General features: G+C 53.8%; 34 protein-coding genes and 1 tRNA gene. 17 read left to right on the top strand and 18 right to left on the bottom strand.

The genetic code is table 11. The features are described from left to right. Window positions 1–77 precede the first annotated feature (77 nt). Window positions 78–1,781 (bottom strand): tetraether lipid synthase Tes, encoded by a 1,704-nt coding sequence (gene tes / locus VGA14_RS08570; protein ID WP_331003339.1) that lies wholly within the window; start codon window positions 1,779–1,781, stop codon window positions 78–80. A gap of 162 nt (window positions 1,782–1,943) precedes the next feature. On the opposite strand from tes, the gene VGA14_RS08565 reads away from it, so the two are divergent. From VGA14_RS08565 to VGA14_RS08550, 4 genes are all read left to right on the top strand, one after another. Continuing rightward, the gene (locus VGA14_RS08565; RefSeq protein WP_331003338.1) at window positions 1,944–2,720 is read left to right on the top strand and encodes a TrmB family transcriptional regulator; all 777 of its coding nucleotides are present in this window, start codon (window positions 1,944–1,946) and stop codon (window positions 2,718–2,720) included. A 112-nt stretch (window positions 2,721–2,832) separates the two neighbouring features. Next, entirely contained in the window at window positions 2,833–3,216 is a 384-nt protein-coding gene (locus VGA14_RS08560) for a metal-dependent transcriptional regulator (RefSeq protein WP_349257159.1), read from the top strand. A 156-nt stretch (window positions 3,217–3,372) separates the two neighbouring features. Continuing rightward, on the top strand, window positions 3,373–3,801 hold the full coding sequence (locus tag VGA14_RS08555; protein ID WP_331003336.1) for a hypothetical protein: 429 nt from the start codon (window positions 3,373–3,375) through the stop codon (window positions 3,799–3,801). Next, window positions 3,798–4,856 carry an mRNA surveillance protein Pelota gene (locus tag VGA14_RS08550; protein ID WP_331003335.1) on the top strand — a complete coding sequence of 353 codons (1,059 nt, stop codon included), beginning with the start codon at window positions 3,798–3,800 and terminating at the stop codon, window positions 4,854–4,856. The genes VGA14_RS08555 and VGA14_RS08550 overlap by 4 nt, the downstream gene beginning before the upstream one ends. Here the strand turns inward: VGA14_RS08550 and cutA are convergent. Next, the gene (gene cutA / locus VGA14_RS08545) at window positions 4,800–5,165 is read right to left on the bottom strand and encodes a divalent-cation tolerance protein CutA (protein ID WP_331003334.1); all 366 of its coding nucleotides are present in this window, start codon (window positions 5,163–5,165) and stop codon (window positions 4,800–4,802) included. The genes VGA14_RS08550 and cutA overlap by 57 nt on opposite strands. Window positions 5,166–5,192: 27 nt before the next feature. After that, window positions 5,193–6,359, bottom strand: a complete 1,167-nt coding sequence (locus VGA14_RS08540) for a hypothetical protein (protein WP_331003333.1) — start codon at window positions 6,357–6,359, stop codon at window positions 5,193–5,195. A 94-nt stretch (window positions 6,360–6,453) separates the two neighbouring features. Between VGA14_RS08540 and VGA14_RS08535 the strand changes: the two genes are divergently transcribed. The 3 genes from VGA14_RS08535 to VGA14_RS08525 all read left to right on the top strand — a co-directional run bounded on the left by VGA14_RS08535 (window position 6,454) and on the right by VGA14_RS08525 (window position 8,650). Then, window positions 6,454–7,500: a DUF354 domain-containing protein gene (locus tag VGA14_RS08535; protein ID WP_331003332.1), complete on the top strand. Its 1,047-nt coding sequence runs from the start codon at window positions 6,454–6,456 to the stop codon at window positions 7,498–7,500. Window positions 7,501–7,538: 38 nt separating this feature from the next. Continuing rightward, a tRNA-Gln gene (locus VGA14_RS08530) sits at window positions 7,539–7,632 on the top strand. Window positions 7,633–7,681: 49 nt separating this feature from the next. Continuing rightward, window positions 7,682–8,650: a D-glycerate dehydrogenase gene (locus VGA14_RS08525; protein WP_331003331.1), complete on the top strand. Its 969-nt coding sequence runs from the start codon at window positions 7,682–7,684 to the stop codon at window positions 8,648–8,650. Here VGA14_RS08525 and VGA14_RS08520 read toward each other — a convergent pair. The 6 genes from VGA14_RS08520 to VGA14_RS08495 are packed head-to-tail and all read right to left on the bottom strand — an operon-like array spanning window position 8,647 to window position 12,222. Further along, the gene (locus tag VGA14_RS08520; protein ID WP_331003330.1) at window positions 8,647–9,144 is read right to left on the bottom strand and encodes an acyltransferase; all 498 of its coding nucleotides are present in this window, start codon (window positions 9,142–9,144) and stop codon (window positions 8,647–8,649) included. The two genes, VGA14_RS08525 and VGA14_RS08520, sit on opposite strands and share 4 nt — an antisense overlap. A gap of 4 nt (window positions 9,145–9,148) precedes the next feature. After that, window positions 9,149–9,415, bottom strand: a complete 267-nt coding sequence (locus VGA14_RS08515) for a Trm112 family protein (protein ID WP_331003329.1) — start codon at window positions 9,413–9,415, stop codon at window positions 9,149–9,151. Continuing rightward, the gene (locus VGA14_RS08510) at window positions 9,412–10,353 is read right to left on the bottom strand and encodes a Gfo/Idh/MocA family oxidoreductase (protein WP_331003328.1); all 942 of its coding nucleotides are present in this window, start codon (window positions 10,351–10,353) and stop codon (window positions 9,412–9,414) included. The genes VGA14_RS08515 and VGA14_RS08510 overlap by 4 nt, the downstream gene beginning before the upstream one ends. Beyond that, complete coding sequence (locus VGA14_RS08505) at window positions 10,347–11,264, bottom strand: branched-chain amino acid transaminase (RefSeq protein ID WP_331003327.1); 918 nt, start codon at window positions 11,262–11,264, stop codon at window positions 10,347–10,349. The genes VGA14_RS08510 and VGA14_RS08505 overlap by 7 nt, the downstream gene beginning before the upstream one ends. Window positions 11,265–11,298: 34 nt before the next feature. Next, on the bottom strand, window positions 11,299–11,907 hold the full coding sequence (locus VGA14_RS08500; RefSeq protein ID WP_331003326.1) for a hypothetical protein: 609 nt from the start codon (window positions 11,905–11,907) through the stop codon (window positions 11,299–11,301). A gap of 57 nt (window positions 11,908–11,964) precedes the next feature. Then, a complete protein-coding gene (locus VGA14_RS08495; RefSeq protein WP_349257158.1) occupies window positions 11,965–12,222 on the bottom strand; it encodes a DNA-binding protein in 258 nt (85 codons plus the stop codon). Window positions 12,223–12,398: 176 nt separating this feature from the next. Between VGA14_RS08495 and VGA14_RS08490 the strand changes: the two genes are divergently transcribed. From VGA14_RS08490 to VGA14_RS08475, 4 genes are all read left to right on the top strand, one after another. After that, on the top strand, window positions 12,399–12,875 hold the full coding sequence (locus VGA14_RS08490) for a hypothetical protein (protein WP_331003324.1): 477 nt from the start codon (window positions 12,399–12,401) through the stop codon (window positions 12,873–12,875). A gap of 32 nt (window positions 12,876–12,907) precedes the next feature. Continuing rightward, the gene (locus tag VGA14_RS08485) at window positions 12,908–13,885 is read left to right on the top strand and encodes a class I SAM-dependent methyltransferase (RefSeq protein ID WP_331003323.1); all 978 of its coding nucleotides are present in this window, start codon (window positions 12,908–12,910) and stop codon (window positions 13,883–13,885) included. Window positions 13,886–14,107: 222 nt separating this feature from the next. Continuing rightward, the gene (locus tag VGA14_RS08480; protein ID WP_331003322.1) at window positions 14,108–14,356 is read left to right on the top strand and encodes an Lrp/AsnC ligand binding domain-containing protein; all 249 of its coding nucleotides are present in this window, start codon (window positions 14,108–14,110) and stop codon (window positions 14,354–14,356) included. A gap of 33 nt (window positions 14,357–14,389) precedes the next feature. Next, a complete protein-coding gene (locus tag VGA14_RS08475; RefSeq protein WP_331003321.1) occupies window positions 14,390–15,298 on the top strand; it encodes an SIS domain-containing protein in 909 nt (302 codons plus the stop codon). On the opposite strand, the gene VGA14_RS08470 is transcribed toward VGA14_RS08475, so the two are convergent. After that, window positions 15,288–16,079 carry a sulfurtransferase gene (locus VGA14_RS08470; RefSeq protein ID WP_331003320.1) on the bottom strand — a complete coding sequence of 264 codons (792 nt, stop codon included), beginning with the start codon at window positions 16,077–16,079 and terminating at the stop codon, window positions 15,288–15,290. The two genes, VGA14_RS08475 and VGA14_RS08470, sit on opposite strands and share 11 nt — an antisense overlap. A gap of 1,206 nt (window positions 16,080–17,285) precedes the next feature. Between VGA14_RS08470 and mntR the strand changes: the two genes are divergently transcribed. Further along, window positions 17,286–17,738 (top strand): transcriptional regulator MntR, encoded by a 453-nt coding sequence (mntR, locus tag VGA14_RS08465; protein WP_331003319.1) that lies wholly within the window; start codon window positions 17,286–17,288, stop codon window positions 17,736–17,738. On the opposite strand, the gene VGA14_RS08460 is transcribed toward mntR, so the two are convergent. Further along, entirely contained in the window at window positions 17,735–19,555 is a 1,821-nt protein-coding gene (locus VGA14_RS08460) for a PINc/VapC family ATPase (protein WP_331003318.1), read from the bottom strand. The genes mntR and VGA14_RS08460 overlap by 4 nt on opposite strands. 117 nt (window positions 19,556–19,672) lie before the next feature. Between VGA14_RS08460 and VGA14_RS08455 the strand changes: the two genes are divergently transcribed. From VGA14_RS08455 to map, 3 genes are all read left to right on the top strand, one after another. Beyond that, entirely contained in the window at window positions 19,673–19,810 is a 138-nt protein-coding gene (locus VGA14_RS08455) for a P-II family nitrogen regulator (protein ID WP_331003317.1), read from the top strand. A gap of 234 nt (window positions 19,811–20,044) precedes the next feature. Continuing rightward, on the top strand, window positions 20,045–20,713 hold the full coding sequence (locus tag VGA14_RS08450) for a matrixin family metalloprotease (RefSeq protein ID WP_331003316.1): 669 nt from the start codon (window positions 20,045–20,047) through the stop codon (window positions 20,711–20,713). Between the two features lie 34 nt (window positions 20,714–20,747). Further along, window positions 20,748–21,641 carry a type II methionyl aminopeptidase gene (map, locus tag VGA14_RS08445; RefSeq protein ID WP_331003315.1) on the top strand — a complete coding sequence of 298 codons (894 nt, stop codon included), beginning with the start codon at window positions 20,748–20,750 and terminating at the stop codon, window positions 21,639–21,641. Here the strand turns inward: map and VGA14_RS08440 are convergent. Genes VGA14_RS08440 through VGA14_RS08430 form a run of 3 tightly spaced genes read right to left on the bottom strand, consistent with a single transcriptional unit; the run spans window position 21,638 to window position 23,445 of the window. Further along, the gene (locus VGA14_RS08440; RefSeq protein WP_331003314.1) at window positions 21,638–21,832 is read right to left on the bottom strand and encodes a hypothetical protein; all 195 of its coding nucleotides are present in this window, start codon (window positions 21,830–21,832) and stop codon (window positions 21,638–21,640) included. The genes map and VGA14_RS08440 overlap by 4 nt on opposite strands. Continuing rightward, on the bottom strand, window positions 21,832–22,980 hold the full coding sequence (locus VGA14_RS08435; protein ID WP_331003313.1) for a DUF1512 domain-containing protein: 1,149 nt from the start codon (window positions 22,978–22,980) through the stop codon (window positions 21,832–21,834). The genes VGA14_RS08440 and VGA14_RS08435 overlap by 1 nt, the downstream gene beginning before the upstream one ends. 39 nt (window positions 22,981–23,019) lie before the next feature. After that, entirely contained in the window at window positions 23,020–23,445 is a 426-nt protein-coding gene (locus VGA14_RS08430; RefSeq protein WP_331003312.1) for a transcriptional repressor, read from the bottom strand. Between the two features lie 89 nt (window positions 23,446–23,534). Between VGA14_RS08430 and VGA14_RS08425 the strand changes: the two genes are divergently transcribed. Then, on the top strand, window positions 23,535–24,008 hold the full coding sequence (locus VGA14_RS08425) for a DNA starvation/stationary phase protection protein (RefSeq protein WP_331003311.1): 474 nt from the start codon (window positions 23,535–23,537) through the stop codon (window positions 24,006–24,008). Here VGA14_RS08425 and VGA14_RS08420 read toward each other — a convergent pair. Genes VGA14_RS08420 through VGA14_RS08410 form a run of 3 tightly spaced genes read right to left on the bottom strand, consistent with a single transcriptional unit; the run spans window position 23,989 to window position 25,447 of the window. Continuing rightward, window positions 23,989–24,165 carry a hypothetical protein gene (locus VGA14_RS08420; protein ID WP_331003310.1) on the bottom strand — a complete coding sequence of 59 codons (177 nt, stop codon included), beginning with the start codon at window positions 24,163–24,165 and terminating at the stop codon, window positions 23,989–23,991. The genes VGA14_RS08425 and VGA14_RS08420 overlap by 20 nt on opposite strands. Window positions 24,166–24,204: 39 nt before the next feature. Then, window positions 24,205–24,468 (bottom strand): hypothetical protein, encoded by a 264-nt coding sequence (locus VGA14_RS08415; protein WP_331003309.1) that lies wholly within the window; start codon window positions 24,466–24,468, stop codon window positions 24,205–24,207. A 34-nt stretch (window positions 24,469–24,502) separates the two neighbouring features. Further along, window positions 24,503–25,447, bottom strand: a complete 945-nt coding sequence (locus VGA14_RS08410; RefSeq protein WP_331003308.1) for a hypothetical protein — start codon at window positions 25,445–25,447, stop codon at window positions 24,503–24,505. Between the two features lie 148 nt (window positions 25,448–25,595). On the opposite strand from VGA14_RS08410, the gene VGA14_RS08405 reads away from it, so the two are divergent. Next, window positions 25,596–25,991 carry a hypothetical protein gene (locus tag VGA14_RS08405; protein ID WP_331003307.1) on the top strand — a complete coding sequence of 132 codons (396 nt, stop codon included), beginning with the start codon at window positions 25,596–25,598 and terminating at the stop codon, window positions 25,989–25,991. Here VGA14_RS08405 and VGA14_RS08400 read toward each other — a convergent pair. After that, window positions 25,988–26,689, bottom strand: a complete 702-nt coding sequence (locus tag VGA14_RS08400) for a hypothetical protein (RefSeq protein ID WP_331003306.1) — start codon at window positions 26,687–26,689, stop codon at window positions 25,988–25,990. The genes VGA14_RS08405 and VGA14_RS08400 overlap by 4 nt on opposite strands. Window positions 26,690–26,731 lie beyond the last annotated feature (42 nt).

Raw genomic sequence — 26,731 nt, 5'->3', positions numbered from 1 at the left:
GTTATCATAAGCGCAGCTTACGACCTTTACAAGTGGTACAGAAAACATAAAATGTGAAAGAGGAAAAAGAGGTGCGCTTACGCGCCTGCCATGTTGTTGCGCAGTTCTACGCTGCGGTGCTCGTCGTTTGCCATCGCAGCTTCCCTGTGCATCTCGGACAGCGCGCAACCCATCTGTGACTCTGGCTTGCCGCGCCTCATCAGACCCCTGTAAAGGCCTGCTTCCAAGGTCTGGCCGTGTGCTTGTTCCCACTCTTCGACAGGGATGCTGTATTTCTTCTGTATGCGATCCCTGTACCATTCCGGGATGACGTTGAAGGCGCAGAATGGGATGATCCTCAGGTCCGGCGTCAGGTAGTGGATGTCGCACCTCTGGAGGCGTTCAAGGTCCTCGTTGTACTTGTCCTGGAAGTGCATCATGCCAAGGAACAGCGACCTGACATGCCAGTTGCCGACCGAGTCAAAGTTGCGCTTCAGCAGGATGCTGGAGAACATCTTGGCCAGGTCGAGGCCGTGTGGCTGCTTGTCCTTGTCCACGAACGTCTTCAGTTTCCTGACGACTTCAAGCATCGTCCAGTAGCGGTTTGCGCCCGACTTTATTTCGTCGGCCTTTTCTTCGAAGTATTCGAGCACGCCTTTGATGTCGACAAACGAGGTAAGCGGGGTAAGTTTCTTCGTCTGCGTGTCCTCAAAGACATATGTCCCTGCGCCGCAGGCAAAGTGTATCGACAGCTCGTACTTGGGCTTGTTGCTGAACGCCTCGATGATGTTTGTCATGGGCATGCAGGAAGGCACAGGGAACCAGCCGTCCTTGCTGATTTCGCCGTTTGTCTGCTCCTCTATGCGCTCGATGCAGTCTGGAATCGTGATTCTGTATTTCTCGCGCTCTTTCTTGCCCATCCTGCCGGTCAGCGACACAGGCTGGAAGTTCACGGCGTGCACGACGTCCATGTGCTTCTGTGCGTAGCGGATGATACCACCCAGCTCGTGATCGTTGATTGACTTTATCACCGTCGGGACGAAGACTACTGTCATGCCGCACTTGCGGGCAGATTCCAGGGTGTATGGGATTTCCCAGTGGTTCTTGGGGTTTGTCCTCGGAGTCACGCCATCAAAGGACAGGTAGAGGTTGCTGACGCCCGAGTTCCTAACCTGGCGCATCGTCTCTGGCGACATGGCCAGCTTGATGCCGTTGGTGTTTAGTTGGACGTGGTCGACACCCTCTTCCTTCATTATCTTGATGAGCTCTGTAATGTCGTCACGGAGCATCGGCTCGCCGCCGGTGATCTGTATAGAGTTGCCGGCAATAGGCTTCTCGGCCTTCAGCGTCTTCATCATGGCCCTCACCTGCTCGTGGTTTGGCTCGTAAAGGTACGCGCCCTCGAGTCCCTTCTTGACGTAAAAGAAGCAGTACCAGCAGGTCAGGTCGCAGCGGTTGGTGATTATTATGTTGGAAAGCCCGGAGTGTGATAGGTGGTTGGTGCAAAGCCCGCAGTTGTTGGGGCACGCGCACTTGTCTATCATTACGTTTGGTGCCTGTGCACCCTTGCCGTCCATCCAGTAGGTGCTGAATTTCTTGTACATTTCGTACGAGCCAAAGTACAGTTCTTCAGTCTCGCCGTGGGTGGGGCAGGTCTTGCTCATGAAAACCTTGCCATCGCGCTCAAAAACTTCAGCGTCAAGTATCATGTTGCAGTCAGGGCAGATGCTCTGCGTGAACCTTATGGTCTTCCTTGCGGCAACATTCTTGCTCGATACATTCGAGATCTGTATTAGCTCCATGCTACTTTCTATACAAAACGTTCCAGATTTTACATATAAAGATAACCTACCAAATACTAGGGGGAATAGTTGTAGCTTTTTTCACCCTTTTTGGGTCCCAATCTCAACGTTGCGGGCTAGGGATGAAGGTATTATATAACGGCGTAATAAAAGCTGCCTAGTTTGAGCATCAGCGACAGGTCACGAAAGGCAATGGAGGGCCTGGGCCTTACAGGCTACGAGATACGGGTGTACATATCGCTTCTCGAGTCAGGGGCTATGGCCGCTTCGAACATCTCGAAAAAGTCGGGCGTGCCTTATTCCAAGATCTATGAAGTGCTGAACACCCTCGAGGAGAAAGGGTGGCTTGAATCCGACAGCTCCCGGCCCCAGCAGTTCTTCCCGAGGTCGCCCTCAACAGCGCTCGAGGCCATGAGAATGAGGAGCGAGAACAATTTCCGCGACAGCCAGGCTACAATAGTGAACGAGCTTATGCCCATGTACACGAAAAGCGGCATCAAGGAGAAGCCCGAGATATGGGTCGTGCGTGGCATATACAACATTGCCGCCAAGGTGGGCGAGATTGTGCAGAACTGCCAGCAGGAGTTGCTCGTGGCACTCCCGGGCGTCGCAGAAGGAATTGGCAAGCAAATGCAGCCCGTCTTGAGGACCCTGCACGAGCGCGGGGTAAGGATAAGCGTCCTTGCCTCGGACGAGACGAACCCGGACGTCATAAGGGCCATGTCAAGGGTGGCAGACGTGCGCCTGAAAAGGGTCATGTTCGGCGGGGGTGTCATCGGCGACGGCAAGCACGTCGTGATACTTTTGGGCGAAAGCATTGGCGAGCGGGGCATGGTGGAGCCAATAGCCATCTGGGCGGATCATGCTGCTATGGCCGGCTTTGCCAAGGACTACTTCCAGTACCTCTGGGAGGACGCAAAGGCAAAGAAAAAGGCCTAGAGATAAGGTTAAAAGGTATTCTCAACAACTTACGCCGGAGCCGTTGGAATCTTTCAAGTCCGCACCTGACGAGGAACTTTTTATAGGAACTGCCGAGTCGGAACACGTCGAGATGTACCTGAAAGCCATTTGGTTTATCCGCGAAAGGGGCGACGCGGTCAAGATAAGCTCAATTGCCAAGCTGTTGAACGTCACGCAGCCTTCCGTCGTGCAAATGCTGCGCAAGCTGAACGGCTTGAACCTGGTGCGGTACGGCAAGGGCTACGTCGAGCTGACGGCAGAAGGCGACAGGATAGGCAAGCAGATGATACGCAACACCCGGCTTTTGGAAGTGCTGATGAAAGACGCGCTAAAGATAGATATCGACGAGGAGATGGTCTGCGGCATCGAGCACCACATGAAGAACATTTTCACTGACGCCCTGTGTACGCTCTTAAAGCACCCGAGGAAGTGCCCCCACGACCATAACATACCCAAGGGCCGTTGCTGCCCATAGTTTTTTAGTGCCGGCCCCAAACGTCAGGTGGATGGACAACCAATGACATGACTAGCCCTACTGACGAGGTGAAGAGGATCTTGAGTAAGGAGTTTGTCCATCCGCTCAAGATTTCTCACAAGCTTGATAAATGACTACATGTCTCTCATAGATGAATTGGTTCCAATAGAAACTACGTGTTCTCTGGAGAGTTTCAGGAAATTCATCATAGTAAGCACCTGCCGGTCGTTCATCCCCGAGAGCTACTTCCGCGACTTTGAGGTGTTCCCCGAGAGGGAGGAGGGACCCGGAGCCATATACATCGAGGCAGCAGACAAGGTTACGCTGAAAAAGATCCGCGAGATGACGTTCGTGAACGCCAAGGAGATCCTCGGCATCATATACTCTTCAAAGTCAGGCAACACGCAATTGAAGTGGAGGCAGACGCGCAGGCGCTCGGGCAAGGTGCACGGCACCGCGTCTCCAAACGCGCTTGTCAACATGGTGGAGGCCGGCGTGCTCACGCAAGAGTGGGTCGACCAGTACATTGCGTCAACCAAGGGCGCGGCTCCAGAGGGCCAGGAAAACGCCGCCCCGCAAGCATGATAGTAAAGCCAAGCCAGGCATCTGCCACCGCGTTCTTTGTAATTCCTGAGGACGCCGACGACCTCTTCACACTTAGACGCATAGTGGGGCAGGGCGACAGCGTCATCGCAGACACCACGAGGGTAGTGAAGCAGGAAAGCGAGTACGGCAGGCCAGACAAGGGCGAGCGCGTCAAGGTACGGCTCACCATCAGGATCGACAAGGTTGAGCTTGATGCATCAGTGGACAGGCTGCGCATCGCCGGCAACATAACTTCGACGAGCAACGAGCTTGTTTCGAAGGGCGTCCGCCACGCGCTGTCGGTGCAAGCAGGCGACGCGCTCACCATAGACAAGAGCCGCAGGTGGCAGGACGTTGAACTGAAACTACTGAAAAAGTCCGGCGACGGCGCGTCGTTCATACTGGTCGCAATTGACACGCAGGAGGCCGCTGTCGCAAAGGTGTCAGGCACGCATGTCAAGGTGATACCGAACATCTACTCCGGGCAGAGTGGCAAGCGCTACCAGATAAAAAACTTCAGCCTTGAGACATTTTTTGCAGACACGGCCAAGATAGTTGCCTCGGTGCTCGGCGAATCGGATAAAGTGATAGTATTTGGTCCCGGGGAGACCCGCAGGCGGTTCTACAATGCCCTTGACAAGTACGGCGTCCCGAAGGAGAGGGCGCAGGTCGCCGACGGCGTCGACGTGGCAGGCGAGGACGGGATATTCGTTTTCCTGCGCTCGCCGGCCATGAAGGAAGCCATGAGCACGAGCAAGCTTGCGACCGTGTCTGCGATGCTTGACAGGGTGATGCTCATGGTCAACAGGGGCGAGAACAAGTTTGCGATGGGCGCAAGGGAAGTTGAAGACGCTGTGAAGATAAAAGCTGCGGAGTCAATCATATTCTCCGACTCGATATTCAAAAACTCTGACGAAAGTGCCATGGTAACGATGCTCAACGCCGCAGAAAGCCACGGCGCAGCGACCTACGCGGTCGACTCGTCGACTGATATCGGCCTACGGGTGTCTTCGCTTGGGGGCATCGTGGCGCTTCTTCGCTTTGCGATCCGTTGAGCCGACGAGCCACTCCATGTATGGTTTTGAGGCGTCAGCCATCTTTACCTCGACTACCTCCGGCACGTCGTAAGGGTGCAGTTTTGCAATCTCTTTTTTCAGCGCTTTTGCGGAGCTTTGCGTCGTCTTGAAGAACGCCATGCACTCGCCCTGGTCCTCAACCCTTCCCCGCCACGTGTAGATGGAGCGCACCGGCGTCAGGTTTGCGCAGGCCGCAAGGCCCATCTCGACCAGTTTTTTGGAAACGCCGCGCGCCGCTTCTTCATTTGCAAAAGTAGAGATGATGATGACGCCCTTTTGCTTGCCCATTATTTTGCAAATAGAAACCTGGCATATTTAATCCTGCATAGTCTCGCACATCGGGTTTGCCTTTATCAATATCATGTCGTCGCTCTGCGCGTTCTTGGACGACACCTTTTCAAAGTCGGCCTTTGAGCAGGCGATGACGACAGTAGTCTTGTCGGTGTGGTAAAGGTCAAACGTGGGCCCCTGGTGGCGTTCCACATCGCCAATATAGTCGCGCACCTTGGTTTCAAGCGCCGAGAGAAGCTCCATCTTGTCGCCGCGCATCTCGTGCGGGTCCATAGTCCACGCGATTGCGACCTTGGTCCTGCTGGCCTTCAGGTCGCGCTTTTTCAGAGTCGCCCTCACTTGGTCTATCAGGTGCTTGACGTAGCCTTCTATCCCGCGTATGCTCCCATTGACAAGATACATCAACGGTCCGGTACCGTCAAGCGACGAGCCGATTACGCGAAGATCGTAGAGCCCGGACGTGACGTCGTCTATAAAAAGTTCTGAAAACGTTCCGTGCGCAAGCTCGTTTGTCGGTACGCCGCTGTCGGCAGCCTTCTTGCAGACCTCTAGTATGCTTGCCATGCCTGAATAGTGCGAAAGCGTCCGGATCACGTGCGACAGTTCCGCAGAATTGGTGTCGATAAAGTCCACCCTGCGTTTGCCGTCATAGTCTGCAAGTATCTTGGCAAGCGTGGCGTCCTGCTTGGACCTGACAGAGCCCACCGACGTCTCGCTGCCGGTCGCTACCTTGCTTGCCGGCATGTAATAGTAGGAGATGTCCTTGTCCACCTCCATGCCCGTGACGTGCTCGACGAGCGCTATGTTCTCGCTGTTGCCACCCACGCCAGTCGGAAGCATGTATACAAGCGACGAGCCCTTTTTCATTGCCTTGACCGCGTCCTTGAATTTGCCGGACACTTCGGCCTTGACATCGGTGCCGACCTTGCGTATCCGGGGCGCAAAGAACACGTACGAAGCAGCGCTCACCGCCACGTCCATCGGCTCGAGGCCAAGCAAGGGCTCATCTTCCACAAGCGAGGCCACGTCAGGGTACGTGCGGGCGATGTCCGCCTTGAGCGTGATCGCGTTTCGCAGCGACTCATCGATGAGCGACACTTTGGCGCCCTTGATGGCGATAGACGACGCTATCCGGTAGCCCTCTGTGCTCAGGCCGTACACTGCGACCGGCGGAATAGATGACGCACTCAAAGTATGCCTTTAGCTCCCCCGAACAATCCGATATATACTCGTTCTTACGCTTAAAGAAAAGGTTTTTCCACTGGGCGCGGACTAAATCCGGCACTTGAAGATCTGGTTTGATATCCTGACCCCAAAGCAGGTCATGTTCTTCGGCCCCGCGGTTTCGCTTTTGCGCGAAAAGGGCCACGACGTTCTTTGCACGTCGCGTGACTACAGGGAGGCAGTCATGCTTGCGCGGATGAAGCGGCTGGACCTTGAAATAGTGGGCAGACACGGCGGCGCGGGCAGGTACGAAAAGCTTGCGGCAAGCGCGGCAAGGACGCTTGCGCTGGCAGGTGTCTTGGAGAAATTCGCCCCCGACGTGGCAGTCACGTTCTCGTCGCCAGAAGGTTCCCGCGTCGCTTTCGGCCTCGGAGTCAGGCTTATTGGCTTTAACGACTCGCCCCATTCATGGCAGGTCGCAAGACTCACCGTGCCCCTCATGGACAAACTCTTGTGTCCGTGGGTGATACCGTACTCGGCATGGACAAGGTTCGGCATCGCAAGGAAAGACGTTACAAAGTACAGGGCGCTTGACCCGGCCGCGTGGCTCAAGCGCGGACCGTCAAGCGAGGCCGGACCGGACAGGAAAATAGTGCTGGTCAGGCTCGAGGAAAGCAAGGCGTCGTATATAGTGGACAAAGGCCTTACGAGCCTACAGCTAGTAGACGCAGCTGTGAACGAGTTTTCAAAGGTGACAGAAGTGCAGGTGCTTTGCAGATATCAGGACCAGATAGACGACGCTAAGAAAAGGTACGCCGGAAAGGCAAAGGTCGTAGAAGATGTGTTTGACGGAGTGTCGCTGATAAAGAACGCAAGCCTGTTTGTGGGGGCCGGCGGCACCATGAGTGCCGAGGCCGCACTGCTTGGCGTTCCTACTATATCCATAGCGCCTGTGAGGTACTACGTCGAGGACTACCTGGTCAGCGAGGGACTCGTCTCACGGGCGCGCGACGCAAAGGCGCTTGTACGCGCTGGAAACAAGATGCTGTCTGACGAGGTGTTCAGGCAGAGGCAGCGCGAGAAGGCTTCAAGGACGCTGGCGGCGATGGAAGACCCCATTGAGAGGATAGTCTCTGCCATAACAAAGCGCCAGCCGCCTATCAGATAAATTATAAAGACCAGAATGGCAGTGGAGTTACGCCCGGAAGCCCGGTGGAGGAAAAGTTTTTCCGCCGAATGTAGCGGCCAAGCATAGGGGCCTTTGGAGCCCTTGACCCCAGTTCGAATCTGGGCCGGGCTACCCTTCCTTTCTCTAAAAATTCATAACGCCGCTCGTGTGACCTGCCTCTGTGAAGAGCGTATACGTGACAAGGAACCTGCCGGGGCCGGCGCTCGAAGCTCTTGCAGAAAAGTGCAAGGTCACTCTTCACAACAAACCTGCGCCGCCTTCCAAGAGCGAGCTCTTGAAAAACGCCGCCGGCAAGGACGCCATCCTATGCATGCTTTCAGACCGGATAGACAGAGAAGTCATTGACGCGGCGGGGCCGGCATTAAAGATAATCAGCTCGTACAGTACCGGCTTTGAACACATTGACGTCGCAGAGGCGACGAAGCGGGGCATATACGTCACCTACACCGCGGACATACTGGCCGAGGCAACCGCAGACCTCACGTTTGCGCTCATACTCGCGTGCGCCCGCAACATCGTTCAAGGTGACAGGATGGTAAGGCAGGGAAAATGGCAAGTCGGCTGGACACCTGACTTGCTCCTGGGTCAGCAAGTGCACGGCGCGACGCTTGGCATAATCGGCCTTGGAAGGATAGGATCTGCTGTTGCCCGCCGCGCAAAGGGGTTTAGGATGAAGGTGTTGTACTACAGCAGGAACAAGAAAGAGCAGGAGCTTGCAGAGTACGTCGGTCTTGACGACCTCTTGGCGCGGAGCGACTTTGTTTCGATACACGCGTCAATGAACGGCGGCAGCCGCCACCTGATTGACAGGGAAAAACTGTGCAGGATGAGGTCCACGGCATTTCTCATAAACACCGCAAGGGGCGCCATCGTAAACGAGCGCGACCTTGTCATCGCGCTCAAAAAAGGCGAGATAGCCGGCGCAGGCCTTGACGTGTTTGAAAAAGAGCCGCTCCCGCCTTCGAGCCCTCTTACAAGGATGAAAAACGTGGTGCTTCTTCCACACATCGGGAGCGCCTCGCGACAGACAAGGCATAGGATGGCAGAAGTCGCCGTCAATTGCGTTCTGGACGCGCTTGCAGGCAGGAGGCCCGACCCGTACTTCCTTGTCAACCCGCAGGTGCGCTAGGACTCCCATGCTTTCTTTTTCCTGTCGTATTCGTTCCGGTTATAGGTCACCTTTGCGGGGACTCCCATGACCACCACGTTTGGCGGCACGTCCCTTGTGACTACAGAGCCCATCGCCACCACGCTGTTTTTGCCTATCCTGACGCCTGGCGCGATTACTGCGCGCGCGCCTATCACGGCCCCGTCCTCCACGACTGTGCCGACCAGCTTGTGGCTCATCGGGTACGGGTCGTTTCCGAACGAGACAGAGGGTCCGATGAAAACATTGCCGCCTATCATTGTCAGCGGCGGTATGTAGGCGCAGCCCTCTATCTTGGTGTTGCTCCCTATCTTGACGCCATAGTCGACGTGCGCAAGTGATCCTATCTTGACATTGTCTCCTATGACCGTGTTTGCGCCCACGTAGGCAAAGTGCCACACCTTGACGTTTTTGCCCACCCGCGCCTTTTTGTCGACATAATTATTGACGCCTTTTGGGGGTTTGTATCTGGCCATCGGGTCAGAGATGCCAAGGGTTGCCCTGCCTTAAAACCTTGTCAGGCAGTTTTTTCTCCCACCTTGTCAGAAAGGCGACGTCGCGCTGCCTTTCGCGGAGCTCGTCTGGCAGCATGACCGGTATCCCGTCGATTATGGGGTAGTACCGGCCGCATTCCTCGCAGTAAAGCACGCCTTCCTCTATTTCGTCTTTGGACTGCAACTCGAATAATTCCAGCGGGTAGTACTTGTCGAGGGGGCATGCAAGTATGTCAAGCATTAGGCGCTTCATTTCAGATCCAGGTATATTGGAGAGCCTGTCTCGCTTGATAAAAGTGCTGCCTCTGCGACCTTGGTCACGTTTGTGGCATCCTGTGCACTGACAAGGGTACTTGCCTTGCCCTCTATTGCAGAAATAAAGTTCTGGAGCTCAACTGTAAGCGGCTCCTCGAATGGCCGCTTTTGCATAATCTTTTCACCTGCGTGGTCGATCCATGTTTCCTGCGTGATAAAGTCGCCGGAGATTATGCCTTCGGTGCACACGGCGCTGAACGTGCACACCTTTTTAGAAGTTATCCAGTTGGTTACAATAACCGCAGATCTTTGCCTTTCAAAACCAAGCAAGATTGTAGCATGGTCCTCATATTCGTGCATGAGTTTACCGGCTCTTGCGAAGACGACATTAGGTTTCGCATTGAACAATAACATTGCAGTGTCGATATCGTGAACAGAGGTATCAGAAATTATGCCAACATCTCGTAGTTGGATAGGTATTCTCCTTTCCCGATGAAATTCCATCATTACAAGCTCCCCGTACTTCTTTTCCACTAGTAGCTTCTGTGTTTCTCTAACTGCAGGATTGAATCGTTCAATATAGCCCACAGTTAGAATAACTCGTTTCTTCTGGGCAGATTGTGAGATATCTTCACATTCTTTCGACGAAAGGGCAAGTGGCTTTTCTACGAATGCGTGTATGCCATGCTCGATGACCTTCTTTGCGATCGGATGATGTGTATTGATAGGTGTACAAACGAGGCACCCGTCAAGGCGCTCTTGTGCAAGCATGTCATCTACCGACCTGTATGACTTAGCACCATGCTTGGTAGAGACGTCCTTTGCCCTTGCGGCGTCAGAGTCGCACACGGCTGTGAGCGCGCCAAGTTCTGAAAGGACGCGGGCGTGGTTCTTGCCCCATCCGCCTACGCCGATTACCGCTATTTTAGCTACCATACGGGCGTTAACCAGCCCATGTACTCCTTGACGCCGCCGGTCACTATCCTGGCGTAGGCCTCGCGCACGCTTCTTGACACGTACCCCTCCTTGCCGCTCCCGATGGCGTGACCGTCGACGCTTGTAACGGGCACAATCTCTGCCGCGGTCCCGGTCAGGAATATCTCGTCGGCCATGTACAGCTCGGCCCTAGGGATTGGGCGTTCCACCACCTCGTAGCCCATGCTCCTTGCAATTGTCATGGCGGACTCTCGGGTTATGCCTTCAAGTGCCGAGTCGGCGAAAAACGGCGTGTAGATCTTTTTGTTCCTGACAACGAAAATGTTCTCGCCTGAGGCCTCGCTCACGTTTCCGGAAGTGTCAAGCATTATTGACTCGTCGTAGCCGTTGCGGTGACTCTCCTGCGTCGCAAGTATGGAATTCAAATAGTTGCCTGCCGCCTTGGCAAGCGGGGGCGTCGACTGGTCGCTGATGCGCCTCCACGAGGACACACACGCGCTGATGCCCTCGCGCTTGAAGTACTTTTCAAACGGGAATGCGATTATCACCGTGTGCGTCGGCGACTTTTCCGTGACGTTGAGGTCTATGCCGTGAAGCCCAACGAAGGTGAGCGGGCGTATGTAAACTGACTGTTTCATGCCGTTCTTTTTCAAGAGCGCGACGGTCGCGTCGCACAGCTCCTTTACAGAATGGTTCAGCGTGATTGAATACACGCTGGCAGAGAGGCGGAGCCTCTCCATGTGCTCCTTCAGGCGGAAGACGTAGACGTTGTCCCGGGAGGAATAGCCGCGTATCCCCTCAAAGACCGCCGTGCCGTAGTGCATGGCGTGGGTGAATACCGGGATCTTGGCGTCCTCCCACCTGACGAACTTGCCGTCAAACCAGATGTACTCCCCGCCCTTGTCCTTCATGTAGGACAGGGATTTGCGCCCGGCTTTAAAAGTGTCACTTGTAGCCCTGCTTGGGGAACTTCATGCCCATGACGCGCGTAGTCGCGTCTTTCGATTTCGCATACTTCTCGACGACATCCCAGTTTGCCTCTATTAATTTCACCACAGGTTGTGGGACCATGCTGCGCCACCCGTCCTGACCTATTTGGCCAAACGCCTCCGCGTATAGCATCTCCTTTATAGACGATGCAGAGATGTCCAGCCTGTCGGCCTTTACCGGGTTCAGGCGGTAGGCCTTGAGCATCAGGCGTTCGGCCTTGTCGCCGGTGTAGCTGACAAAGTCGCTTTCCTCGACATGGGACACTATCCGGTTTCGAAGCTCCCACGACTTGGACGACAAAAGCGGCGGCATGTACTTTCCGTATGGTGCGTAGAAGGTGTAGCCTGTGAGCACCTTGACTTTGTCGCCAAAGACTGACTCAACCATCTGCTTGCGCAGTTCAAACGAAAACGGAAAGCTCTTGGTGTTTACTTCATTGCCGTCCTGCACAAAGCGCACCGGGAAAACGTAGACTTTGTAATCGCGTAAAAGCGTCGATATTATCTCCTCGTGCGCCTTTGTGACAGGATTCAGGTGTGCAAGGTAGATGGCCGCAGTAGCCATTTATGCTAAACATTGAATGCGGCCATATAATAAGTGAAAAAGCGGAGAAGTGAAGGCTCAGGTTTTCTTGATCTCGATCTCGATGGTCGAGACGTTGCGCGTCCTTCCGTCCTCGGACTTGACTGTCTCTGAGCCTATCCTCACATCACCTATCTTGTAGCCGGCGGACTCCATCCTCTTGACGGTTATCTGCGAGACGTCAACCGCCCTGCCTATGCTCAGGCCCCTGGCCTTGATGGTGACGATCGGCTGGTTTGCCAGCTGGATGAGGGTTGAAGTCACGTACGCCATGAGCGGCTTTTTGCCGATGTAGATAGTGTCGTGTGGCCCGTCCCTTCTTTCAGGCCTCGGGGGGGCGGTGTTCTGTGCTTCGCTTGTGCTTGGTTGCGGCGCTGGTGAGCTTGGTGCTTCAGACATGCAAAGAAAAAGGGCGCAGGGCTAATTTAAGTCAACGGGAGCCTACAAATACTCCTCACGGGCAAAAAGTCAGGTTGCTTAACAAGATCAAATGGAAGGTCGAGTACGATTACACCTACTACAAGGTCTACGACGGCAACGGTGGCCTTGCAGGCTACTTTTTTCCACACTACGGCAGCATCGCGCCGGAGGAAAAGGAAGACCAGATAATCGAGCTGATGAACAAGAGGCATGAGGACGTGCGTGAAGGAACGCTCCTAGTCCCGATGGCCAAGCTCGACCTTCTTGACCACGAGAAGGGTGTGGACATCGAGTACGCGATACGGTCGCTTGAGGCAAACCTTGCAAGGTCAAAAACATGGAGAGAGTGGGTCGCCAAAAACGGAAAGGAATTCTCCGTGTTCGGAACGGCTATCTACACTGCAAGGGAAGACAGGAACATGCTTTCAATAGCGATAGGCATGGCAGGCAGGATAACGCTTGGAGAAAAAGAAGTCAAGGAATTCTTGATGCCTCTGCTTGACAGGCTGCACCAGAACGGACTGATCTAGGCTATATATGTGGCCGGCCCAGACAGGGGTCTGTGAAGGTCCAGTTCGCGCACCACTTAGTATGCCTGCAGCACAGCGACAAGCAGATCCGGCTTGAACTGCAGGCGCTGGCGGCTGGCGCGAGCGAGAACGAGTGCACAGAGGGGTTCCTAAAGTGTCCCGACTGCGGCGCGCGTTACCCCATAATACAGGGCGTGGCCATCGTGGTTAAGGACTTCTCCTCTTATGCTGCAGGCCGATCTCAGACGTACGGCAGATGGATCCTTGATAGCACCACGAAAGAGATGAAGGAGTTCCTGAAAGAGAGCGGATCCAAGCTAACGCAGGACACCAAGAACGACAGGTACGAGGAGGGCGGCAGTTGGTTCGTGCCGTACAGGTGGACCCAGTATGAGCACACGGAGGAAGACAGGTTCCTTAAGCACATGAGATGGCACCTGCGCCCAAACGAAGTCTATAACCGAGTGGTACACGCCATAAACCAGGATATGGACGGCGTCGCACTTGACATGGCCTGCTCGATGGGCTACAGCACCCTTCTTCTGGCACAAAAGTACGCCTTTGCAATGGGCATCGACCTGTCGTTTTCGTTCATCAGAGAAGCGCGCAAGAAAATGATGGAACAAAAGCACGGCAACGTCGAGTTCTGCGTGGCCGACTCGCTTGCCGCGCCGTTCCACCCAAACAAGTTCAACTTGGTGCTTGCCATCAACCTGCTCGAGCTTGTTGATGCAGAAAAGCTGCTTGCATCGATACACTGGCTGCTAAAGCCCCACGCAAGCACCATAATCGCAGACCCCTACGACTTTAACCGTGACCCTCCACCGAAAAAAGTCTACGACGGCCAGTCTTTCCGCAGGCTGGTCGAGGACTCGGGCTTTGAGATCTTTGAGAAGAGTAGCAAGAACGAGTCGTACATTCCATGGGTGCTAAAGGTAAACGAGCGCGCATACCTCTACTACTTTGTAGACTATCTAAAGGCGCAAAAGAGATCGAAGGAGAAGTTCTGACGCGATCGGATAAACGCCTAATAGAACTCCGATCCTTTAATCCGGACGGGCAAAATTCTATTGATCTGCAAAGCAACAGATTCATTCTAAATATCAACGCGACGCAGGTCGAGTGAAGAATATGTAATGGATTTGGAGGCGATATACAATATACCGATTCGTCAACAGTTAAAGGGGAGCGAGCCCGATCGGTTTAATAGCACGCTTTCGTTAAACGCGTCTATGCCAACCGCATACGTACTCATCAACTGCGACCTAGGTTCAGAGGACGAAATAATCAGCCAGCTGAAAAAGATGCCCGGAACCGTGGAAGTCAATGGCGTCTACGGCGTGTACGACATCATCGCTAGGGTCAGCTCGGACAGCATGGAAAAGCTCAGGGAGACTATCACGTGGCACTTGAGAAAGATAGACAAGGTGCGCTCGACGCTCACCATGATAGTGATAGAGGGCCAGGGCGGCAAGAAGTAAATTTTATTATCTTTCCATCTTGTTATCAAGGCATTGAACTCCATAGACGCGATGGAGCAGGACGTGAAGCGCCAGTTTGTCGACCTGCAGACTATGCCCATGCCTGAACCTGCCAGGGGCAGGATCATCCTTGCCGGCTCGGGCGACTCGTACGCGGCGGCCCTTGCCGCGTACTACCTTTCTTCCGGCTACGCTTTATGTTGTCATCCGGCAGACATCATCGCTGACCCTTCCATCGCCAACGGCTGCAGTGTATATTTTGTGTCGATATCTGGAAGGACGAGTGCAAACGTGCTTGCCGCCGAGTCTGCGCGTAGGGCCGGCGCGAGCACCATAGCAGTGACCGCCGATGTTGCAAGTCCGCTTGCGGCTGCCTGCGACAGCACCTTTGCGCTAGAGTTCAAGAGCGCCGGCAAGACGTCAGGAACCATCGGCTTCACCGCAAGCCTACTTGTCTGCGCTCGAATCGCAGCAAATGCCACCTGCCATGCAGACATGAAATTGATCTACAGGACGGCGGCCATAAGAGCAGCCAACCTTGCATGCGATATCAGGACAAAAAGCGTGGTAATGCTTGGCGACTCGATGTTATATCCTACCGCCATTTACGGCGTTCTCAAATTCTGCGAGGTGTTTGGCTCAAGGGCAGTGGCATACTCTCTTGAGGATTTCTGCCACGCTCCACTCTTTGGGCACAGGGATGACCAGGTGATCATACTTGGCGTAAAGGACGACGCCAAGATTTCGCACCGGCTAAAGCGTGCGGGCTTGAAGACTCTGTATGTTGACTGCGGAAAATACGATGGGATTTGTTCAATGCTTTATGCGACGTTTTTCGTGCAGCACCTTGCGCTGACTATTGCAAGAAAGAAAAGGATAAAGGAATGCTATTTCCTGCAAGACAGGAAACTGCTCGGTGCAAGTTCTGACATCATTTACTGACCGGCAGGTCGGGCCTGTTGCCCCACTCGCCCCATGAGCCAAGGTACATCTTGACGGTCTCGTAGCCTAGCATCTTGAGGACGACAAAGCTGTTTGCAGCGCGGTATCCGCCCTGGCAGTATGTGATAACCTCGGCGTCCTTTGGGATTTTCGAATACATCCTTTCAAGCTCCCTCGCCTCCTTGAACTGCGATCCCCAGATGTTGTCATTCCAATCCATGTTGATTGCACTTGGTATGTGGCCTGCATGGGCGGCCCTTACCGCCATCCCGTCATACTCTTCCTTTGAGCGCGCGTCCACTATGACTGCCTTGTTCTTTTTCATCGCAGACTTGATCGTCGTATAGCCGGCCAGAATTTTCGGGTCTGGCCTGCCCCTAAACTCGGCGTGCGAGAACGCGTTTGTCTTTGTTTCCGTTTTGTACTTTGCCTTCCAGCCCTCAAGGCCGCCGTCAAGCATCGTCACTTTGCTGTGCGAAAAGTAAAGCAACAGCCACACGCCCCTTGCAGCGGAAGGCCCCGACACGCCATCGTAGAAAACGACAAATTTGTTCCTTGACACGCCGATGTTTGACAGCAGCGCCTTTGTCTGCTTGTTGAACTGCCTTATGCCCTCCTTTGAAGTGTCTATCCAGTGAAACTGCATCAGGTCCATGTTTACTGCCCCAGGCACGTGGGCTTTCGCGTAATCGGCAAACAACCTTGCGTCGACTATCAGCAGGTTTTTGTCCTTTTTCTCAATCAACGAGTGCAGTTCATCGATAGTTATGACGAGTTTCAAGCAACTACAAAGACTTTTTGCAATGTTAATATAGCTAGCTGTTCTCGCCGCCACATTCATTGTGTTTGGAGTCCCACACCATTAAATGCTCTTTTCGCATCTTCAACAAAAACCAACATTTTTTTGAACTGCTCCACTCATCTTCATTTTCGTCATTCCCATACGAACGCTCGATCACTGATCTACCTCGCCTTCAACAAAAGTAGGATTTTGTAGCGGTATTGGAATTTGAAAGCAGTAATCAAAGGCTCAAAAACAACAGAGGATATAGGTCGATTGTGGCTGAATGTCTGGCGGCTCTAATAATTGCGAGGCTATTACTATGTGGGAATATGTCACTCCTACTACATTAAGACGATGATATGCTGAAAATCAAGAGCCTTTAATGGTCTCTTTACAAACTGGACATATGAGAAGATCCATATGGGAAGCACTCTCGTGCACTGACTCTGTGTCTTGTTCGTGCAATACGCTAAGGACCTTATCGTTTCCGTGATAGATTTGTAACATTATGACTTGGAGGCGTGAACTGTATACAGTATGATGGTTGCCCATTGGTCAAGACTCCCTCAGTTTCATTAATTCCTCATAGAGGTCCTTGGCACCCAAATCTGAAGGGCCCCATTTCCTAAGCAACTCCACATTAGCGCCCATTCTTGCCAATGTATCCTATACTGAATCCATGTCTTTTAATGTTACTGTAAATAGTCTTTGATATCCATTTGTCCCCGTATTCGTATGCAGATTTAACCCACAACAAAATTAGCCATTTTGTCGACCATGGGATGGGATAACAGTGCTAGCGATTTTGTAACTATCCGCGGATCCAATAGCGAATATCCGCATATTAGTCCTGAACACAAGTTCCTGCGCGAAAACCCCGAGAAGAGTGAGGGGGAAGACACGACTTGCGGTCACCTGCAATCTTGTACCGGAATACTTTCACATACAATCTTAATACAAACTTCGACTATTGTAATATGTTGATTACCAGCGGAACGCGACCCCAGGCTGGGATATGTATTTCCCACGTAAGTTACTGATCAGGATTGGATTTTGGATTTATTCTTAACCGCGAGCTGAAATAAATGGAACCATGGCTATATTTTAGCACGCGCAACGAGATTTCGAAAGTTTTATTGCAGGTATGGTTAAAAGACTGTTAATATTTATTGCTGTCAGGCATGTCTCCCATGCAGGGCCGCATTGGCTAGAAAGAAACTGGACGAAAGCAGGCTCGATTCAATCCGCGACGCGCACAACGCGGAAAAGGCCTCCAGGACAACTCGCATGGAAGACTATCTTGAAGTGATTTACGAACTCATACAGCTGAAAGGCTACGCCACCACCGTTGACATTTCAAACTACCTCAATGTAAGCTCGCCAAGCGTCACAAAGATGCTGCAGCGGCTGAACGAGAGCGGCCATGTTAATTATGAAAAGTACCGGGGGATAACGCTCACCGACACCGGAACCGCCATAGCCAAGAGCATGCACGAAAGGCACGGCATCTTGACAGAGTTCCTTGTCATGATAGGCGTGGATATCGAAACTGCAAACCGTGACGCAGAAGGGATAGAGCACTACCTACACCCGGAGACTTTGAAAAAGCTGGAAGAATTCATCAAACTGACCAAGAGCCAGCGGCTTGCGCGCTAGCGCTTGCTCAAGAACATCCGCATTTCCTGCCCCGACACTATGGCGTTGAATATCTGCTTGCCTGCATCTGAGCGCTTGTCTATCTTGACGCGCGCCTTCTTGCCCACCTGGCTCGACAGGACGTATTCGTCTTCGATGTAGAGGTCAACCGTCCTGCCTATTACCCCCTCGTCCACTAAGAGCGTTATCGAAGAGCCGGACTCGCTTGCCTCAAAGGGGATCTCCTTACCAAGCGTTGGTATTTTAGCCTCGACATCTATCTTTACGCCCAGCATCTCCTCAAGCTCGTTTATCGTTGAACCGCCCTTGCCGATTATCTTCGGCGCAGCCTCCTTGCTCACCTTGACCTGCACGCGGCTCTCAGAGAGGATATTCACCTCCGCCCCAGGGTCAAAGCGCCTAACCACGTCCATTATCTTGGACTGGGCAAGTTTCTTTATCCCGGACTCGCCCGCCGTTCCTTTTACCTTTGACACCGGGACTACGACGTTTTCCTCACCGTAGGTGTAGATTTCATATTCAACGGCGCCGGACTCAAAGTCCTTGACCTCCACAAGCGGCCTTGCAAGGTCGGCCTCGGTCATCCCTGTTGGAACTTTAACAGTGAGCGCCAGCTCGTAGACCTTGTTTATTGCGCCGTCCTTGACAAAGATGATGGTGTCAAGTATGTGTGGGATCATGCCCAGTTCGACTTTTCCCATGAAGCGCTGGACGGCGTCAAGCGGGCTCGACGCGTGTAACACCCCGACCATCCCCACGCCGGCAAGGCGCATGTCCGCAAACACGTTAAAGTCCTGCGCCCGGCGCACCTCGTCGTATATGGTGTAGTCGGGCCTGACCAGGAGCAGTATGTCCACGGCTTTCTCGAAACTCCCTTCAAGCGGAGCGTACTGCGTGACTTCCTCGGGCACCTGCAGGTCGCGGGGCGACTCGAATGTTTTCACGATTTTGCCCTTGTCCGCGTAAAATTCGGCAAGGCTGCTTGCAAACGTGCTCTTGCCCGAGCCCGGAGGCCCGGCTATGATGATGCCCTCTGCCTTGCCAGACAGCCTCTCCATCAGCTTCTCGCTTGCATTGTAGTCTGAAAGCACAAGCCTGACAGTCGGCCTCACTATCGTGATTTCAAGCCCGTCTGAAAACGGTGGACGCGTGATCGCAATCCTATACTTGCCAAACTGTATGACAGTCGCGCCGCTCCTGCTTATCTCGACGGTGCCGGCGCCAGGGACCCTGCTCGCCTCCGAGACTTCCTTGATTATCTTAGTGAGCTCGCCGTACGTGCTTTTGTCATCTCCTATGCGCACCAAGGAAAAGCTGCCGGGCTTGCCCCTCTTCGCCATCGGGACGACGTTTTCCTTCAGGTGGACGCTCATTGTAGTTTCGTCGAAATATCTCTCAAACGCAAGGTCCGTTGTCTTCGTGGGCGCCCTGAAGTGCTGCGATTTTATCCCCTGTGCCTCTGCGACCAGCGCCTGAACGTAATCTGCGGTCATCAGCGTCGCGGATTCCTGCATCGCCACATCCTTGATGATGGCGTCAATCCTGCCGTGCTTGGCAAGCCTGATGTCGTTGATGTCCGGCCGCTGGCCCACAAAGCGCAGCATGATGTTCCTCTTTGAGCACAGCTCGCGCATTTTCTTTATCTCTGCAAGCCCGACAAACCCGTGCTCCTTGTTGGTGGACGCCTGTGACTGCAGCTCGTCGAGCACAGCGAGCGGGATTATTAGCTCGCTCCCTTCCTCCATCTTGCCGGCGTCAAGCATCTTTGTTATCTCGCCGTCGATTATTATGCTCGTGTCAAGTACAAACTTTGCCAATGCCCTTCTCTCAAATCGGACGCTTAAAAAGCATGCCAATCCAAGCCATTTATCATAAAAATTGCAAGTGTGGATAATAATAAAGAATTTAAGATTGTTCTAGCAAAGGGCGTCAGAATGAAAAAGCTCGAGGCAATCATGCGCCCTGAAAAGATGCCCGTCGTCAAGGAGAGGCTGAGGCAACATGGCATAGGTGGCATGACCATCTCCAACGTGTCAGGATGGAGCAAGCGGCGCGAACTCCACCTCCAGTGAAGAGGCCAGCCGGTGGCCTAGGACCTGCTGCCCAAGATCAAGTTCGAGATACTCGTGTCTGATGACTAGCTGACAAGATCGTCTAGGCCATAGTCGAGCCTCGAGGACCGGCTAACAGGGCGACGGAGTAATCTTTGTCTCTTCAGTTGAGCAGTCGATAAACATCACCACGCTTGACAAGGGCGACAAGAGCTTTGCCTAAAGGATAAAAACAGTGCACGGACAAGAATACTGGTGCTGAGAATAGCGCCTGCAGCAGTGCTTTTCATTTTCCAAGTATTCGCTCCGGCATACGCTGCCACATACTACGAAGATCAGACGGACTTTGACGAGTCGTCAGTCCCGGTCGCAGGCTACAAATGGGACAGGGAGAACCTGCAGACTTGCATATTCAAAGAAGAAGGTGTGTCGAACAAATATTACGTCTGGGCCAAGCTCGCTGTGCAGGACTGGCGCAACGCGCTCAAGGAATATACGGTCAACGTGCAAGGATGGAACATTAGCGCCCGGTACACGCCGGCCGAGGACATGATGGCAGGGTGCGACGTCAAGGTCTACATCTACGACACCTACCGGGACTTTCCAGCCTACCCAGAGCAGAAGGGAGCCTACACGGCCACCCGTTTTGCCGGCGGCATATCCGACGAGGCGAGTGTGTACCTGTCGCCAAAGGTGCTCCACGGCGACGGCTCGACGGACATAGACATTCCCAATTTCGCGTTCCGCAACTCGGCAGTCCACGAAATCGGGCACGCCCTCGGGTTGTCGCACAATGAGAAGACCAATGGATACCTCATGTCGCCCCAGTTCGACTTTTGGGAAGAAGACGATCAGCTGGCCATAACGACTTTGGAACTGTCGACCCTGGTTGGCATCTATGGCGCGGACGGATTCGCCGGCTAAGCTCTATATATCAACCCCCATAAGTTGTTGGGGAATGAGCATCGAGAGCTATCTCAAGGCAGGGAAGATAGCGTCGCAGGTGAGAGAGGACGCCCGGAGGAAATACCACGTGGGCTCGACGCTTCTTGAGGTCTGTGAGGCGGCAGAGGCCCAGATAAGGAGCATGGAGGCCCAGCCGGCGTTCCCGGTAAACGCAAGCCTGAACGAGATAGCGGCGCACTATACGGCAGAGCCGGGCGACGAGACGCTCGTCAAGGAAGGCGACGTGTTAAAGATAGACATCGGCGTGCACGTTGACGGCTACATCGCCGACACCGCCGTGACCGTCTGTTACGACCCCCGCCATGACCAGATGGTAAAGGCAGCAGAAGCTGCGCTTGCAGAGGCGGTTCGCATAGCAAGGACGGGGACAAAGGCGTCTGACATCGGCAAGGTCATCGAAACGATAATCGGCAGGATGGGCTACCGTCCTATACAGAACCTGAGCGGCCACTCGCTCCAACAGTATACGATCCATGCAGGCAAGTCGATACCAAACATATGGACCATCGGCTCGTCGTTCTCGCTGCAGACAGGCGAGGCCTACGCTATAGAACCTTTTGCCACCACGAAGGACGGCTCGGGCGTCGTGCACGAGGGTAAGGTGAAGAACATCTTCGGCATCACTTCAAGAAAGCCAAGTAAGGACAAAGACGCGGACGAACTGCTGACAGTTATTTGGAACCGCTACAGGTCGCTCCCATTTGCGCTCCGATGGCTCACTAACGCGTACGAGGAGCCGAGGCTGCGCAGGCTGATCGACGTACTGGTAAAGAAAAAGAACGTCCACTCCTATCCCATACTTGTCGAAGGCAGGGAAAAGACAGTTGTGCAGGCAGAGCATACGCTCATCCCTGCGGACGGCGGATCAACCATCATAACGTTCTAGGTTTTTTCGGGCGGGTACTCGCCGTACACCGCCGTTATCATCGTCGAAGAGTTGCATTTCTTGCAAGAGCCACCATGCTCGTAGACGTGGTCGCGTTCCTCAAAGGGCCGGCGCGCCCGCTCGCCGCAGGAGCTGCATGTCTCTTCCGCGTATATCGTGGGCTTGGGCTCGGGCTTTTTGCTCCAGAACATCACTGCGCCACCCCCATCGTGTTGCCGACGCCTATCACCATCACCGACTGGCCCTCCCGGGTCTTGTCCTCTATCACAGCGTGCACGGTTTCAGTGACCTTGTCAAACGAGTCTGCAATCTCTTTTCGCATGACCGTTATCGCGTCAAGGATGGACTGCTTGACTATTACCGCGTAAACTGGGATGTCGTAATCCGTGGCCACCTCTTCGATCTGGTACTTTTCGACACCGATGCCACCTATCGCCGCGCCGATGCCCTCTGCCACGTCGCCCGTGCGCTCGCCTTCCAGCTTTAGCGCGGCGTCAATCATGATTATTGCGTCAAGTTTTATGCCAAGGTCGCCTGCCAGCCGCTGTATCGCCTCGCCGGGCCTCCCGACCGTCCCTGCCGGGCCCTCGGCCTTGAGGAAGTAAAGTGTCCTCCCTTTATGTTCGCCTTGCGCGTACACCGTCTCCTTGGCGGCGTATTTTTTCTCCCTGCCAAGCATCATCTTGCCAACAACCATCGGCCCTATTCCGTCGCCTATGGGCTGACCCTTCTGGAACGTACCTATCGCTTTTTTCAGCGCGTCGGCCTCTTCCAGCAGGATGGGCATCACCATCTGCAGCTGCACCAGGACGTAGACGCTCGTCGTGCGCTTGCCCATCAGGTAAAAGTGCCTGACCACCTTGTAGATCATGTTGAGCGCCGAGGCCGCTTCGAGCATGTTCTCTATCTTTGAAGCTTCATAGTCGCTGACGCCGGGACATATCTTGCGCACCTCCTGGCGCATGCGCTCGTCCTTGGTCCGCATGACGTGCCCCAGCTTGCGCACGAGGCCACTCGGGTCGATGTCGACAGGCATTATCGTGAAGTATTCGAGGAATTTGTCTATCTTTGCCGCGGGGTCCGTTGATTGCGGCAAGGATATCTTGACGTACTCGATGGTGGCAAGCCGCGCGTTGTCCCGCATGCCCTTCAGTTTTACGAGCGACTTGGAAATCTCGCCAAGGACTATTTTCCCCTGCATCCTCTGGCCGTACATCATGAAGAGCGGGATGGTGGCAAGCGAGATTATGTAGATGTACATCAGTGGGTTTGAAGGGTCGAACTCGCCTGACTCGCCGAGTCCCCCAAGCTGGAGAAGGTAACTGAAAAAATCTGTCATGCCGGACAGACAAGTTGGTCTCCAAAGAGCAATTAAAGGTTACTTTGCCTTGCCCTGGCACTGGCTGCAATAGCCATACAACTCGAACCTGCCGCCCAGGATGCTGTACCTGGCATTCCTTGCGACCTTTGACTCGAGCTCTCCAAGCGAAGCCTCGTCCACGTCGTCTATCCTGCCGCACCTCAAGCACACCAGGTTGACGTGCTCCTCCACGTTAGAATCATACCTGGCCCCCGTGGGAAAGTCGAGCTCGCGTACTATGCCCCTTTTCTTCAAGAGCTCAAGTGTCTTGTACACGGTGGCAAGGCTCACCATCGGGTGCTTTTTCCTGATCGCCGCGTGCAGTGCTTCGGCAGAAGGGTGCGAGTCGGTGTGCATGATATGGTCTACTATGGCTACCCTCTGGGGCGTAATCCTGAAACCCTCTTTTCGAAGCAAGTCTATCACGGACTCTAGCCGTTGCACGCATTAACTTGGAGCAGCTGTTATTTATTGCTTCCAATACTCTTTAGATAACAATCCTTATATCAGAATAGTTCCTAATAATAGTTGCAATGGAAAAGGTGAACATCGGAATCCAAGACAGCGACAGGAAAAGCGTAGTACAGATACTGAATGCACTGCTTGCAGACGAGTATGTGCTTTACACAAAGACGAGGAATTACCACTGGAACGTAGTCGGCCCGCAGTTCAACGACCTGCACAGGTTCTTCCAGGCCCAGTACGAGGCACTTGACGCAACCATAGACGAGGTCGCCGAGCGAACGAGGGCAATAGGTGACAAGTCGGTTGCGACGCTTGCAGAGTTTGTCAAGAACGCCCGGCTGAAGGAGAGCCCCGGCGACTACCCGTCGGCGCAGGCCATGCTTGCAAACCTGCTTGCGGACCACGAGGCGGTCATCAGGACGCTCAGGGTGGACGCAGAAGAGTCCGCCAAGCACAACGACATGGGCACCAACGACTTTTTGATAGGTCTCATGGAAAAGCACGAAAAGATGGCGTGGATGCTCAGGTCTTTCTCGGCCTAGAACGCAACTTTTTCCCCTTTTTTTCGTGGCACTCGCACGAACACTTGACCATCTTCATGTCAAACGAGCAGTCGTGGTTGGGTCCGCACGCGTCCCCGACGGGCCACTCGCCCGGACAGTCGCCATGCCTGTCGCGCTTGCAGAAAAAGGTCAGCATCCATAACACAAAGACTAGAAACACGATTTATGCTTTGCTTCAAAACTGGATGTTGAACAGCTGCGGCGCGTAGATAGAGCCCTCCCGGACCCGCTTGACCCTTGCCACCGACAGGTAGTGCGGCCAGATGGTCGCCATTATGCTGCCCTCAGGCACGCCTACAGGGTCTAGCAACACGACAATGTCGCTTTCGTTCACACCCCGCTCGGCCAGTTTCTCCTTTGAAAGTGTAATTAGGTCTTCCGGCATCCCGCTGCTGTACAAGTAGACCTTGCCAGTGTACTCTAGCTTGTCTTCGAACATATGCTTGGCGTTGTCTTGCGGGTCACAAAAACGTTTACTCTTGGCCGGCGTCGCCGAAAATGAGCTTCATCTCATCAAAGGTCAGTTTTTCGCCCGACGACATCTTTTTCAGAGCGGCCTCCTTGAGCTCGTTCCAGCGCTCCTGGTACTCCTTATCGCGCTTCTGGCGCTCCTGCATCGCCTCCTGCCTTGCGACGCGGCGCTCATCCACCTCCTTCTGCTTCTTTTGCCTGACCTCGTTATGGGCCATGCGGGATTTCTTGAACGCAATGGCGTTCAGCTGTGTTTCCACCATCTCCAGCTTGGCGCCAGCTTCTCTGACCTGATGGATGGTCTGCCTGCGCTCCTCGTATAGGCTTTCGCGGGTGTTGACGAGCGCCTCGATGCTTGCCTTGAGCTTGCCTATCTTGTTGCCGTACTCTTCCTTCAGCTTGAAGATCCTGTTTACCTTGCCCTTCAGGTCGTCATACTGCGACGATATCTCGCGGTACTGCCCCTCCTTCTTGTGCGCAATCTTGAGCGTATGAAGCTTCGTGGCGATTTCCTTGGAGCGGGCGACTAGCTTGCGCTCCTCGTCCTTGGATAGCTTCTTTATCTGGATGTCGCGCTCTATCTGCTCAAGTGCCTTCTGCAGCCCGTGCATCTCGCTTCTCTCCTTCCGGGACTTGGCCCCTACCTTATCGTCCAGAGACTTCATCTGGTTCTTGGCCTCCATCAGGCTGTTGCGCATCTCGACGAACTTGGGATAATCAACGTCTTTTTCCTCGTTCACCTTCTTTAATTTGGCGCGCATCTCGTCCAACTGCATCCTCTCCACGTCTATCTGCTTCTTGACTGCTTCAAGCTTGTTGTTTATCTCCTCTATCCGCTTGTCCCCAGCCTTTTGCTCGTCCTGGACGCCCTTTTTGAACTCCAGAAGAGTCTTCAGGTTCGGGTCTTCGGAACTCGATACTGAAATGTTGTTTTTTGTTGTGCTCAATGTAGAGATTGCACCATCACCATTCTCGGGTGAACCGTGTCACTTACGGGTTCTAATGAACCCAAAATATATTTTTTGTTATTCCACGCACACATAACCTTGTTTCATACATCTTTATATTGCATGGGGTCCTAACATCAATGACGCGATGGACGATTTTGAACGGAACTACCCGGATTTTGACTGGAAGAACACGCCGGCATACAAGCACCCGGGTGGCAAGGAGTGTCCGTGCCCCAAGCACGAGTACATAAGGGAGCAGATGAAGGTAGCCCAGACCCTGAGCGACGCAAACAGGGAGCTGCCTTCAGACCAGCGCCAGAAGGCCCAGATAACGCTCAAGTTCTGCCCGGACCACTACAGCGTCTACTTTAACGAGGTCATCCCCTCAATGCCGTTCAAGTACCGCTTCATGACCAAGGTGGCGTTGAAACTCGGGGCAATCGTCATTCAAAAACTTACGTACATGCAGTCCGACCAGTGCTTTTACTGCAAGTTCGGCTCTGGCGGCTTTGACAAAAAGACAGAGCTGCCGCCCATCTAGGCGGCTATCAGCTTTGCAGTGTCGACCACCATATTCTTCAGCGTGATTCTTGTGTTGGAGGCAAAACCGGCTGACAGCAAGTTGCGTATGACTATTGACAGGTAGGGAAAGTTGCGTCCTGCCTGTGAGCGGTAGCCTTCAAAGAACGCCTTCTCTGTGTCGCAGTACGTGGTCAGATCCATCACGCTTGCGAGGAACGAGCCCACGTCCATGCTCCTTGCATAGACAGAGCCACTTTTCTGGATGAACCCTAGGTCCGTGCGCAAAAGCGACTCGCCGCGCACAAGGTAATTCTGTGCCTTGTTGTCCGTAAATGCATAGCCCGCGTTGTGTAACCTGCCGGTGAGCGCGCCGGCTTTGGACGCAAGCGCGGGTGAAGCGCCAGAGGTAAGCGCCCTGTACAAGTCGCCCCCTTCGATGTATTCTTCGACCAGCTCGCCTTCTGACACCGACACAAGGCTGGGCGTGGGTATCCCGAGCCGGCCAAGTGCGGCTCTCATCCCACATCCCTCGTTTTTTGCGATGCTGCCGGCGGTAGGTGGCGCCGAGGGATGGCCGAGCAAGAACGAGATCATTGTATAGGTAGAAAGCAGTATGTACTCATGAAAGGCGGTGGTGGGTTTGTTGCGCTTGACCACCACCCTCTGGCCCCCGCGCTTTTCGACCGACACCTGCCGCTGCCAGTTTACAAAGTACACTTGTACACAGTGGCAGATACGGCATTAATTACTTGTCGTCGT

The sequence above is a fragment of the Nitrososphaera sp. genome, assembly GCF_036397675.1.
GTDB lineage: Archaea > Thermoproteota > Nitrososphaeria > Nitrososphaerales > Nitrososphaeraceae > Nitrososphaera.
Note: the sequence above shows the minus strand (reverse complement) of the source record. Positions and strands in the feature narration are given on the sequence as shown.

Bases quoted from the DNA above. Each gene is read 5' to 3' on its own strand.
- tes (WP_331003339.1), bottom strand. From the start codon at position 1,781: ATGGAGCTAATACAGATCTCGAATGTATCGAGCAAGAATGTTGCCGCA.
- VGA14_RS08560 (WP_349257159.1), top strand. From the start codon at position 2,833: ATGTACCTGAAAGCCATTTGGTTTATCCGCGAAAGGGGCGACGCGGTC.
- VGA14_RS08550 (WP_331003335.1), top strand. From the start codon at position 3,798: ATGATAGTAAAGCCAAGCCAGGCATCTGCCACCGCGTTCTTTGTAATT.
- cutA (WP_331003334.1), bottom strand. From the start codon at position 5,165: ATGGGCAAGCAAAAGGGCGTCATCATCATCTCTACTTTTGCAAATGAA.
- VGA14_RS08520 (WP_331003330.1), bottom strand. From the start codon at position 9,144: ATGGCCAGATACAAACCCCCAAAAGGCGTCAATAATTATGTCGACAAA.
- VGA14_RS08515 (WP_331003329.1), bottom strand. From the start codon at position 9,415: ATGAAGCGCCTAATGCTTGACATACTTGCATGCCCCCTCGACAAGTAC.
- VGA14_RS08510 (WP_331003328.1), bottom strand. From the start codon at position 10,353: ATGGTAGCTAAAATAGCGGTAATCGGCGTAGGCGGATGGGGCAAGAAC.
- VGA14_RS08505 (WP_331003327.1), bottom strand. From the start codon at position 11,264: ATGAAGGACAAGGGCGGGGAGTACATCTGGTTTGACGGCAAGTTCGTC.
- VGA14_RS08500 (WP_331003326.1), bottom strand. From the start codon at position 11,907: ATGGCTACTGCGGCCATCTACCTTGCACACCTGAATCCTGTCACAAAG.
- VGA14_RS08480 (WP_331003322.1), top strand. From the start codon at position 14,108: ATGCCAACCGCATACGTACTCATCAACTGCGACCTAGGTTCAGAGGAC.
- VGA14_RS08455 (WP_331003317.1), top strand. From the start codon at position 19,673: ATGAAAAAGCTCGAGGCAATCATGCGCCCTGAAAAGATGCCCGTCGTC.
- map (WP_331003315.1), top strand. From the start codon at position 20,748: ATGAGCATCGAGAGCTATCTCAAGGCAGGGAAGATAGCGTCGCAGGTG.
- VGA14_RS08440 (WP_331003314.1), bottom strand. From the start codon at position 21,832: ATGTTCTGGAGCAAAAAGCCCGAGCCCAAGCCCACGATATACGCGGAA.
- VGA14_RS08435 (WP_331003313.1), bottom strand. From the start codon at position 22,980: ATGACAGATTTTTTCAGTTACCTTCTCCAGCTTGGGGGACTCGGCGAG.
- VGA14_RS08425 (WP_331003311.1), top strand. From the start codon at position 23,535: ATGGAAAAGGTGAACATCGGAATCCAAGACAGCGACAGGAAAAGCGTA.
- VGA14_RS08420 (WP_331003310.1), bottom strand. From the start codon at position 24,165: ATGCTGACCTTTTTCTGCAAGCGCGACAGGCATGGCGACTGTCCGGGC.
- VGA14_RS08415 (WP_331003309.1), bottom strand. From the start codon at position 24,468: ATGTTCGAAGACAAGCTAGAGTACACTGGCAAGGTCTACTTGTACAGC.
- VGA14_RS08405 (WP_331003307.1), top strand. From the start codon at position 25,596: ATGGACGATTTTGAACGGAACTACCCGGATTTTGACTGGAAGAACACG.